This window comes from Rhodococcus sp. ENV425, assembly GCF_002887785.1.
Classification (GTDB): Bacteria; Actinomycetota; Actinomycetes; order Mycobacteriales; family Mycobacteriaceae; genus Rhodococcus; species Rhodococcus aetherivorans.
On the sequence record NZ_PCZU01000138.1, the window covers coordinates 4,005 to 12,679 of the forward strand.

The 8,675-nt window shown below is 72.2% G+C and carries 9 protein-coding genes and 1 pseudogene; 6 read left to right on the top strand and 4 right to left on the bottom strand.

Features of this window, described 5'->3' with window-relative positions:
* From CQZ88_RS10780 to truB, 4 genes are all read left to right on the top strand, one after another.
* Window positions 1-1,182: MATE family efflux transporter (locus tag CQZ88_RS10780; RefSeq protein WP_258008550.1), on the top strand; the 1,182-nt coding region annotated here is incomplete at its 5' end.
* Window positions 1,179-2,135 (top strand): metallophosphoesterase, encoded by a 957-nt coding sequence (locus tag CQZ88_RS10785; RefSeq protein ID WP_006948334.1) that lies wholly within the window; start codon window positions 1,179-1,181, stop codon window positions 2,133-2,135. The genes CQZ88_RS10780 and CQZ88_RS10785, both read left to right, overlap by 4 nt.
* On the top strand, window positions 2,132-2,839 hold the full coding sequence (gene npt, locus CQZ88_RS10790) for a 4'-phosphopantetheinyl transferase Npt (RefSeq protein ID WP_006948331.1): 708 nt from the start codon (window positions 2,132-2,134) through the stop codon (window positions 2,837-2,839). Before CQZ88_RS10785 ends, npt begins: the two co-directional genes overlap by 4 nt.
* Before the next feature lie 38 nt (window positions 2,840-2,877).
* Window positions 2,878-3,786, top strand: a complete 909-nt coding sequence (truB, locus tag CQZ88_RS10795; protein WP_072635119.1) for a tRNA pseudouridine(55) synthase TruB — start codon at window positions 2,878-2,880, stop codon at window positions 3,784-3,786.
* 57 nt (window positions 3,787-3,843) lie between these two features.
* Here the strand turns inward: truB and CQZ88_RS10800 are convergent, their stop codons facing one another.
* Genes CQZ88_RS10800 through CQZ88_RS10815 form a run of 4 tightly spaced genes read right to left on the bottom strand, consistent with a single transcriptional unit; the run spans window position 3,844 to window position 7,111 of the window.
* Complete coding sequence (locus CQZ88_RS10800) at window positions 3,844-4,518, bottom strand: metal-dependent transcriptional regulator (RefSeq protein ID WP_029543295.1); 675 nt, start codon at window positions 4,516-4,518, stop codon at window positions 3,844-3,846.
* Window positions 4,519-4,554: 36 nt separating this feature from the next.
* Window positions 4,555-5,442 (bottom strand): metal ABC transporter permease, encoded by an 888-nt coding sequence (locus tag CQZ88_RS10805; protein ID WP_006948325.1) that lies wholly within the window; start codon window positions 5,440-5,442, stop codon window positions 4,555-4,557.
* Window positions 5,439-6,203, bottom strand: coding sequence for a metal ABC transporter ATP-binding protein (locus CQZ88_RS10810; RefSeq protein WP_102799739.1), 765 nt, complete (start codon window positions 6,201-6,203; stop codon window positions 5,439-5,441). Before CQZ88_RS10810 ends, CQZ88_RS10805 begins: the two co-directional genes overlap by 4 nt.
* Window positions 6,200-7,111 (bottom strand): metal ABC transporter substrate-binding protein, encoded by a 912-nt coding sequence (locus CQZ88_RS10815; RefSeq protein ID WP_006948318.1) that lies wholly within the window; start codon window positions 7,109-7,111, stop codon window positions 6,200-6,202. The genes CQZ88_RS10810 and CQZ88_RS10815 overlap by 4 nt, the downstream gene beginning before the upstream one ends.
* Before the next feature lie 95 nt (window positions 7,112-7,206).
* Here CQZ88_RS10815 and CQZ88_RS10820 point away from each other — a divergent pair, with 95 nt between their 5' ends.
* Together CQZ88_RS10820 and CQZ88_RS10825 are read left to right on the top strand one after the other, a co-directional pair.
* Window positions 7,207-8,178, top strand: a complete 972-nt coding sequence (locus CQZ88_RS10820; RefSeq protein ID WP_006948316.1) for a bifunctional riboflavin kinase/FAD synthetase — start codon at window positions 7,207-7,209, stop codon at window positions 8,176-8,178.
* 46 nt (window positions 8,179-8,224) lie between these two features.
* Window positions 8,225-8,675, top strand: a pseudogene (locus CQZ88_RS10825) (DUF1298 domain-containing protein); the annotation flags it as partial.

Below are 8,675 nucleotides of genomic sequence, written 5' to 3' on the forward strand. Positions count from 1 at the left end.
ACCTTCCTGTCCTACGGGACCACGGCCCGCGCCGCCCGCCTCCACGGCGCCGGCCGGCGCGACGCCGCCGTCGCCGAGGGTGTGCAGGCCACCTGGCTCGCGCTCGGTGTCGGCACCGCGATCCTGCTCGTCGGGCAGGTACTGGCGGAACCGGTGGCCGCGCTGATCGCCGGGGACCCGGAGATCGCCGACGCCGCGGTGTCGTGGCTGCGGGTCGCCCTGTTCGGCGCACCGCTGATCCTCGTCGGGCTCGCCGGCAACGGCTGGATGCGAGGCGTGCAGGACACCGCCCGCCCGCTGCGGTACGTGCTCGCCGGCCTCGCGCTCTCGGCGGTGCTGTGCCCGGTGCTCGTGCACGGCCTGCTCGGCGCCCCCCGCTGGGAACTCGCCGGTTCCGCCGTCGCCAACGTCGCCGGACAGGGTGTCTCCGCGGCCCTGTTCGTCGGGGCACTGCTCCGGGCCGGTGTGCCGCTGCGGCCTCGTCGCGCGGTGATCGTGGCGCAGTTGCGCCTCGGCCGCGATCTGATCGCCCGCAGCCTCGCCTTCCAGGCGTGCTTCCTGTCCGCGGCCGCGGTGGCGGCCCGCTTCGGTGCCGCGGCCGTCGCGGCGCACCAGGTGGTGCTGCAGCTGTGGAACTTCGTCGCGCTCACCCTCGACTCGCTCGCCGTCGCCGCGCAGGCCCTGGTGGGTGCGGCGCTCGGGGCGGGGGCCCGGTCCGGCGCGAAGCGCCTGGCCTGGCGGATCACCGCCTGGTCCACGGTGTTCGCCACCGGCCTGGCCCTGGCGTTCCTGCTCGGCGGCGACGTGATCCCGGCGCTGTTCACCGACGACCCGGCGGTCCTCGAGCAGATCGACGTCGCCTGGTGGTTCTTCGTCGCGCTCATGCCCGCCGCCGGAGTGGTGTTCGCGCTCGACGGGGTGCTGCTCGGCGCCGGTGACGCCGCCTTCCTGCGCACCGCCACGCTCGCGTCCGCGCTGTTCGGCTTCCTGCCCGTCGTCTGGTGCTCGCTGGTGTGGGGCTGGGGGCTCGCGGGTATCTGGACGGGGCTTACGGTGTTCATCGTGTTCCGCATGGCGGCCGTGGTCTGGCGGACCCGGTCGGGGCGGTGGGCCGTCGCCGGTGCGGACCGGCAGATCCGGCGCGAGACGGTACGGGACGAGACAGAAGGGCAGGACCGGTGACGGGGAAACTCTGGGCGGTCAGCGACATCCACGTCGGGCATCGAGGCAATCGCCCCGTCACCGAGGATCTGCACCCCGAATCCCCGGACGACTGGTTGATCGTCGCCGGCGACGTCGCCGAGAAGTCCGACGACATCCGCTGGGCGCTGTCGCTGCTGCGCAGCCGTTTCGCCAAGGTGATCTGGGTTCCCGGCAACCACGAGCTGTGGACCACCGCCAAGGACCCGGTGCAGATGCACGGCGCCGCCCGGTACGACTACCTCGTGACGATGTGCCGCGAACTCGACGTGCTCACCCCGGAGGACCCGTATCCCGTGTGGCACGGGGAGGGTGGGCCGGTGACGCTCGTGCCGATGTTCCTGCTCTACGACTACTCGTTCCTGCCCGAGGGCACCACGACGAAGGCCGAGGGCCTGGCGCTCGCCCGCGAACGCAACGTCGTCGCCACCGACGAGTTCCTCCTCTCACCCGACCCGTACGTCACCCGCGACGTGTGGTGCCGCGTGCGGCTCGACGACACCCGCAAGCGCCTCGACGCCCTCGACCCGGCGCTGCCGACGGTGCTGATCAACCACTTCCCACTGGTCCGCGAACCCACCCGGATGCTGTTCTACCCGGAGTTCTCCCTCTGGTGTGGCACCACCGAGACCGCCGATTGGCACCTGCGCTACCGCGCGTTGTGCGCCGTGTACGGACACCTGCACATCCCGCGCACCACGTACTACGACGGCGTCCGCTTCGAGGAGGTCTCCCTCGGCTACCCACGGGAATGGCAGCGCCGGGGTCTGCCCGAGCCGCTGCTGCGCCAGATCCTGCCGGTGCCGGAGTATCCGCCGGGATCGCTGAACAAGTGGGGCGGGCACTTCCGGGTGACCCCCGAGATGGAAGCCGAAGTCGAGAAGATGCGCGCTGAGCGCGCTGCACAGAACACGCGCACTGGGGAGCTGCGATGACCGACCCGACGACCTCGACCCGCACCGGGCTGATCACCCGGATCCTGCCCGACGGCATCGCCGCCGCGGAGTTGTTCGAGGACCCGCCCGGCCTGCGGCCGCACCCGCAGGAGGAGGCGCTCGTCGCCCGTGCGGTGGACAAGCGGCGACGGGAGTTCGCGGGGGCGCGGCACTGCGCGCGGCTCGCCATGCGGCAGCTCGGGATGGAGCCCGGGCCGGTGCTCAAGGGCGACAAGGGGGCGCCCGTATGGCCGCGGGGAGTCGTCGGCAGCCTCACCCACTGCGACGGTTACCGCGGCGCCGTCCTGGCCTACGCGCTGCAGGTGCGGTCGCTGGGGATCGACGCGGAGCCGCACGGTCCCCTGCCCGACGGGGTGCTCGAGGCGGTGTCCCTGCCGCAGGAGCGCACCTGGCTCGCCGGCACCGAGCCGAGCCTGCACTGGGACCGCCTGCTCTTCTGTGCCAAGGAGGCCACCTACAAGGCGTGGTTCCCGCTCACCGGGCGCTGGCTGGGCTTCGAGGACGCCCACATCACGTTCGAGCGCGACGGCGCGGCCGCCGTACCGGGCGCGGCCGCGTCGGGCACGTTCCGTTCCGACCTGCTCGTACCCGGCGACACCCGCGACGGTGCGCCGCTGTCGGCGTTCGACGGGCGGTGGTTGATCGCCGACGGGCTGGTGCTCACCGCGATCGTCGTGCACTGACACCGGGGCCGCCGCGGCAGGTGGCAGAATCGGGCCCCGTGTCTGCCTCCGAGAACCCCGCCCTTGCCCGTGCCGGCCTGCTCGTCGTCGACAAGGACCCGGGTATGACCAGCCACGACGTGGTGGCCCGCTGCCGGCGGCTGCTCGGCACCCGCAAGGTCGGTCATGCCGGCACCCTCGACCCGATGGCGACGGGCGTCCTCGTGCTCGGGGTGGAGCGCGCGACGAAGATGCTGGGCCTGCTCGCCCTCACCACCAAGGCGTATTCGGCGACGATCCGGCTCGGGCAGAGCACCGTCACCGACGACGCCGAGGGTGAGGTGCTCGCGACCACCGACGCCTCCGCCGTCGCGGACGAGGCGATCGCGGCGGCCGTCGCCGCGCTCACGGGGGAGATCTCCCAGGTGCCCGCCAGCGTCAGCGCGATCAAGATCGACGGCAAGCGCGCCTACGCCCGGATGCGCGAGGGGGAGACCGTCGAGCTCGCGGCCCGGCCGGTCACGGTCTCGCGGTTCGAGGTGCTGTCCCGGCGGACCACCTCGGACGGGTTCGTCGATCTCGACGTCGAGGTGGAGTGCTCGTCCGGCACCTACATCCGGGCGCTGGCCCGGGATCTGGGGGCCGCCCTGGGCGTCGGCGCGCACCTGACGGCGCTGCGGCGCACCCGGGTCGGCCCGTTCGGGCTCGAGCACGCCCGCACGCTCGCCCAGCTCGAGGAGAGCCCGGCCGTGAGCCTGGACATCGATGCAGCCGTCCGCACCGCGTTCCCGTGCCGCGACGTCACCGCGGCGGAGGCAGAACTGCTGGCGAACGGCCGGTGGCTGGATCCGGTGGGGATTCCCGGCGTGTACGCGGCGATCGACCCGTCCGGCCGGGCCGCGGCGCTGCTGCAGGAGAAGGGCAAGCGGGCCTCGGCAGTGTTCGTCGTGCGCCCGGCCACCATGTAGCGGTGTGTCCTTCGGGCTGCTCCCGCCGCCCGAAGGACACACCGGCGCCGCGGCCGCCTACACCAGCCAGATCGCGTCGGCCGCGGGATGCCCGAGGTCGACCGTCGTGCCGCCGTCGCCGCCGATGCGGACCGAGACGGTGCCCGCGAAGTCGCGGCGTTCGACGACCCGGATGTCGGTGTCGAGGGCTATGCCCACGTCGTCGAAGTAGCGCAGCATCGCCGGGTCCGCGTCCGAGATGCGGGCGACGCGGCCGTGCTCGCCGTCGACGAACGCGCTGAGCTGCCGGGCCGGGGGAGTGGGGATCGTGCCGTCGTCCGCCGGAATCGGGTCGCCGTGCGGGTCCCGCTCGGGATGGCCGAGCTTGGCGTCGATGGCGGCGACGAGCCGGTCGGAGACGGCGTGCTCGAGGACCTCGGCCTCGTCGTGCACCTCGTCCCAGCCGTAGCCGAGTTCCTGGACCAGATACGTCTCGAGCAGACGGTGCTTGCGGACCATGGCCACGGCGGCGGCGCGCCCGGAGTCCGTGAGGGAGATCGCGCCGTAGCGGGCGTGGTCGACGAGGCCCTGATCGGCGAGCTTGCGGACGGCCTCGGAGACGGTCGACGCCGACACTCCGAGCTTCTCCGCGAGCAGCTTCGTCGAGACCTTCTCCCCCGACCATTCCCGCACGGTCCAGATGATCTTGAGGTAGTCCTGCGCGACCGGCGTCAGCGTGTCCGCCGTCGCCACCTCGGTCGTCCCGCTTCTCTCGCCCACGGGGACAGCTTAGGCAAGTCTCACCGCGGATTCATCCGCGTCGCGCAGCCGTGCCCGCCGCCGCAGCGCCCCGGTGATCAGTCCCTGGTGCGGCGAGAAGAGGTAGGCCACCGTGAACACGACGGCCTGCGCCAGGACGACGACACCGCCGGTGGAGGCGTCGGTGTAGTAGCTGACGTACACCCCGGCCGCCGATGTCAGCGCGGCCAGGGTGGGGGCGAGCACCAGCATCCGCGACAGCCGTTCGGTGAGCAGGTACGCCGTCGCACCGGGGATGATCAGCATCGCCACGACGAGGATCACCCCGACGGCCTGGATGGCGGCGACGATGGTGACCGCGAGGAGAGCGAGCAACAGGGCGGACAGCCGGGCCGGGGAGATCCCGAGGGCGTGGGCCTGCCCCCGGTCGAACGCGAACAGGGTCAGGTCGCGGCGCTTGGCGATCAGCACGACGAGCACCACCACCGCGAGGGCGGTGACCTGCCACATGTCCTCGGTGGCCAGGCCCAGCAGGTTGCCGAAGAGCACGTGGTGCAGGTCCACCTGGCTCGGGTTCTTGGAGATCAGGACGACGCCGAGGGCGAACAGCGTCGTGAACACCACGCCGATCGCGGCGTCCTCCTTGACCTTGGTGGTGCTGCGCACGAGCCCGATCAGGGCGACGGCGGCCCCGGCGAACAGCAACGCGCCCAGGGCGAACGGTGCCCCCACCAGGTAGGCCAGCACCACCCCCGGCAGCACGGCGTGGGAGACGGCGTCGCCCATCAGCGACCAGCCGATGAGGACGAGCCAGCAGCTGAGCAGGGCACACACGACCGTGGCGGCCACCGCGACGACGAGCGCACGCTGCATGAAGCCGTACTGCAGCGGTTCGACGATCAGTTCGACGAGGTTCACCGCGCCTCCTGGGGAACGTAAGGGGTCGGCACCAGCGGGTCGACGCCGAAGGCGCGGGCGAGGTTCTCCGGCCGGAGCACCTCCTCCGGGGCGCCGTGCACGAGGATGCGACGCTGCAGCAGCGCGGCCTCGTCGCACAGCGTCGACAGCCCGGCGAGGTCGTGGGTGGCGACGAGGACCGTGTGCCCGGAGCCGGCGAGGTCCCGGATCACGCCGGTCAGCGCCGCCTCGGTGCGCTTGTCCACCCCGGCGAACGGCTCGTCGAGCAGCAACAGGGGAGCGCCCTGGGCGATGGCGCGGGCGACGAAGACCCGCTTGCGCTGACCGCCCGAGAGCTGCCCGATCTGCCGCTGCTCGTAGCCGGCCATGTCGACGCGTTCGAGCGCGGCCCGGACCGCGGCGTGGTCGGCAGGCCGCGGCCGGCGCAGCCAGTTCTGGTGGCCGTAGCGGCCCGTCATCACGACTTCGCCCACGCTGATGGGGAAGTCCCAGTCGACGGCCTCGCTCTGCGGCACGTACGCGACGGCTCCGGCCTTGCGGGCGGTGACGGTGTCGGCGCCGCCGATGGACACGGTGCCGGCGCTCGGCCGCACGATGCCCATGATCGCCTTGAAGAGGGTCGACTTGCCCGAGCCGTTGGTGCCGACGAGCCCGCACACCCGGCCGGTGGCGAGGGTCAGGTCGACGCCGTCGAGCGCGGTGACGGTGCGGTAGTGCACGCTCAGGCGGGAGACGGCCAGTGCGGGGGGTGTCGCGGTCATGGGCGCAGCCCTTCGGTGATGGTGCGGACGTCGTGCCGGAGCAGCTCGAGGTAGGTCGGCACGGGGCCGTCCGGCTCGGAGAGCGAGTCGACGTACAGGGTTCCGCCGAACCGGGCACCGGTGTCCTCGGCGACCTGCCGCTGGGCCTTGTCCGAGACGGTGGACTCACAGAACACGGCGGGCACGGCGTTGGCCCGGACGAAGTCGACCGTACGGGCGATCTGCTGGGGGGTGCCCTGCTGGTCGGCGTTGACCGCCCACAGGTACGCCTCGCTCAGGCCGGCGTCGCGGGCCAGGTAGCTGAAGGCGCCCTCGCAGGTGACCAGCGCTCGGTGATTCGGCGGCAGCACGGCCAGGTCGGCGACGAGCTGTTCGTGCACCGCCTGCAGTTCGGCGCGGTACGCCGCGGCGTTGGCGGCGTAGTCGGAGGCGTGCTCGGGGTCGAGCTCGGCGAACGCGGCGGCGATGTTGTCGACGTACGTCTGGGCCGCCAACGGGGACATCCACGCGTGCGGGTTGTGCCGCCCCGCGTAGGCGTCCTCGCCGATCGGCAGCGGCGGCACGCCCTCGCTGAGGACGGCGTGGGCGGCGTCGGTGTCGGCGAGGAACTGTTCGAACCAGCGCTCGAGGCCCAGGCCGTTGTCGAGGACGAGGTCGGCCCGGGTGGCGTAGCGGAGGTCGCCCGGAGTGGGCTCGTAGCCGTGGACCTCGGCCCCGACCTTGGTGATCGACTCGACCCGCAGGTGTTCCCCGGCGACGTTGCGAGCCATGTCCGCGAGCACCGTGAAGGTGGTCAGCACCAGGGGGCGGTCGTCGTCGGAACTCTGCGCCGAGCTGCAGCCCGCCAGGATCGCCGTGGCCGCGAACGCCACGGCGATTTTGCGGAGTCCAACGAAAATGTTCGGCATACCGAAATTATGGCGGTGTGCTGTCGGCGTTGTCCATGCGACGCCCCGGGCGAGCCGGAGATGACCGTCCGGCCGCCGGGTCGTAGGCTGCGCTTGTGCAGAGATGGCGAGGTCTCGACGAAATTCCCGCGGATTGGGGTCGTTGTGTCCTGACGATCGGGGTGTTCGACGGTGTGCACCGCGGGCACCAGCAGCTGATCGCGCGGGCAGTGAAGTCGGCGAAGGAGCGCGGCACAGCCAGTGTCCTGATGACGTTCGACCCGCACCCGATGGAGGTCGTGCGGCCGGGCAGTCACCCGGCGCAGCTCACGACCCTCGCGCGGCGGGCAGAACTGGCCGAGGAGCTCGGCATCGACGTCTTCTGCGTCATGCCGTTCACCCCCGAGTTCATGAAGCTGTCCCCGGAGCGGTACGCCCACGAGATCCTCGTCGAGCGGCTCCACGTCGCCGAGGTCGTCGTGGGCGAGAACTTCACCTTCGGCAAGAAGGCCGCCGGCAACGTCGACCTGCTGCGCACCATCGGCGAGCGCTTCGGCTTCGCCGTGCAGGGCCTGACCTTGCTCAGCGAACATGCGGTGACGTTCTCCTCCACCTACATCCGCTCGTGCGTCGACGCCGGCGACGTCGCCGCCGCGGCCGACGCGCTGGGCCGCCCGCACCGCGTCGAGGGCGTCGTGGTGCACGGGGACGGCCGCGGCCGCGATCTCGGCTTCCCCACCGCGAACGTCGCGCCGCCCATGTACTCGGCCATCCCCGCGGACGGCGTCTACGCCTGCTGGTTCACCGTCCTCGGCCCGGGCACCGGGGGGCTCGGCACCGTCACGCCGGGGGAGCGGTACCTCGCGGCGGTGTCGGTGGGCACCAATCCGACCTTCTCCGGGCGCACCCGCACCGTGGAGGCGTTCGTCCTCGACGAGGAGGCCGACCTGTACGGCCAGCACGTCGCGGTCGACTTCGTCGAGCGGCTGCGCGGCATGGAGCGGTTCGAATCGGTGGAGGCGCTCATCTCGGCGATGCACCGCGACGCCGAGCGGGCCCGCGAGGTGCTCGAGCGCACTCGCGGCTAGGGCCGTTCCGGTCCGGGCCCCGCCCGGATCGGGGACAATTCCCGGTGTGTCGATACGTCAGTGGCGACACGCGCGCCTGACCTGGGCGGACGCCGCGAACTATCACGAGTCGAAATCGGACCGGCCGACCGACTGGTCCGCCTTCGTCGTGTTCGACGAGCGGGACGGTGCGATCCGCGGCCCCGAGGACGCGTCCGCTCACCTGCGCTCCCGGGCGCATCTGCTGACCGTGCTGGACCGGCGGATCGTCGAGGCGCCCGGCCGGCTGGACTATCCGTACTGGGTGCGGGCGCAGCTGCCGCCCGAGGAGCGCATCGAGTACCACGAGTGGGCCGGCGGCTCGTTCACCGCGTGCATCGACGCCATCGCGGACCTGTGCGCGGACCCGCTGGACGTCCGGCGGCGCGCGTGGTGCCTGCACGTCTTCGTCGCGGTGTCCGACCCGGACGATCCGGGCGCGACCGTGACGGTCGTCGTGCTGCAGGTCAGTCACGCCG

Bases quoted from the DNA above. Each gene is read 5' to 3' on its own strand.
- npt (WP_006948331.1), top strand. From the start codon at position 2,132: ATGACCGACCCGACGACCTCGACCCGCACCGGGCTGATCACCCGGATC.
- CQZ88_RS10815 (WP_006948318.1), bottom strand. From the start codon at position 7,111: ATGCCGAACATTTTCGTTGGACTCCGCAAAATCGCCGTGGCGTTCGCG.
- CQZ88_RS10810 (WP_102799739.1), bottom strand. From the start codon at position 6,203: ATGACCGCGACACCCCCCGCACTGGCCGTCTCCCGCCTGAGCGTGCAC.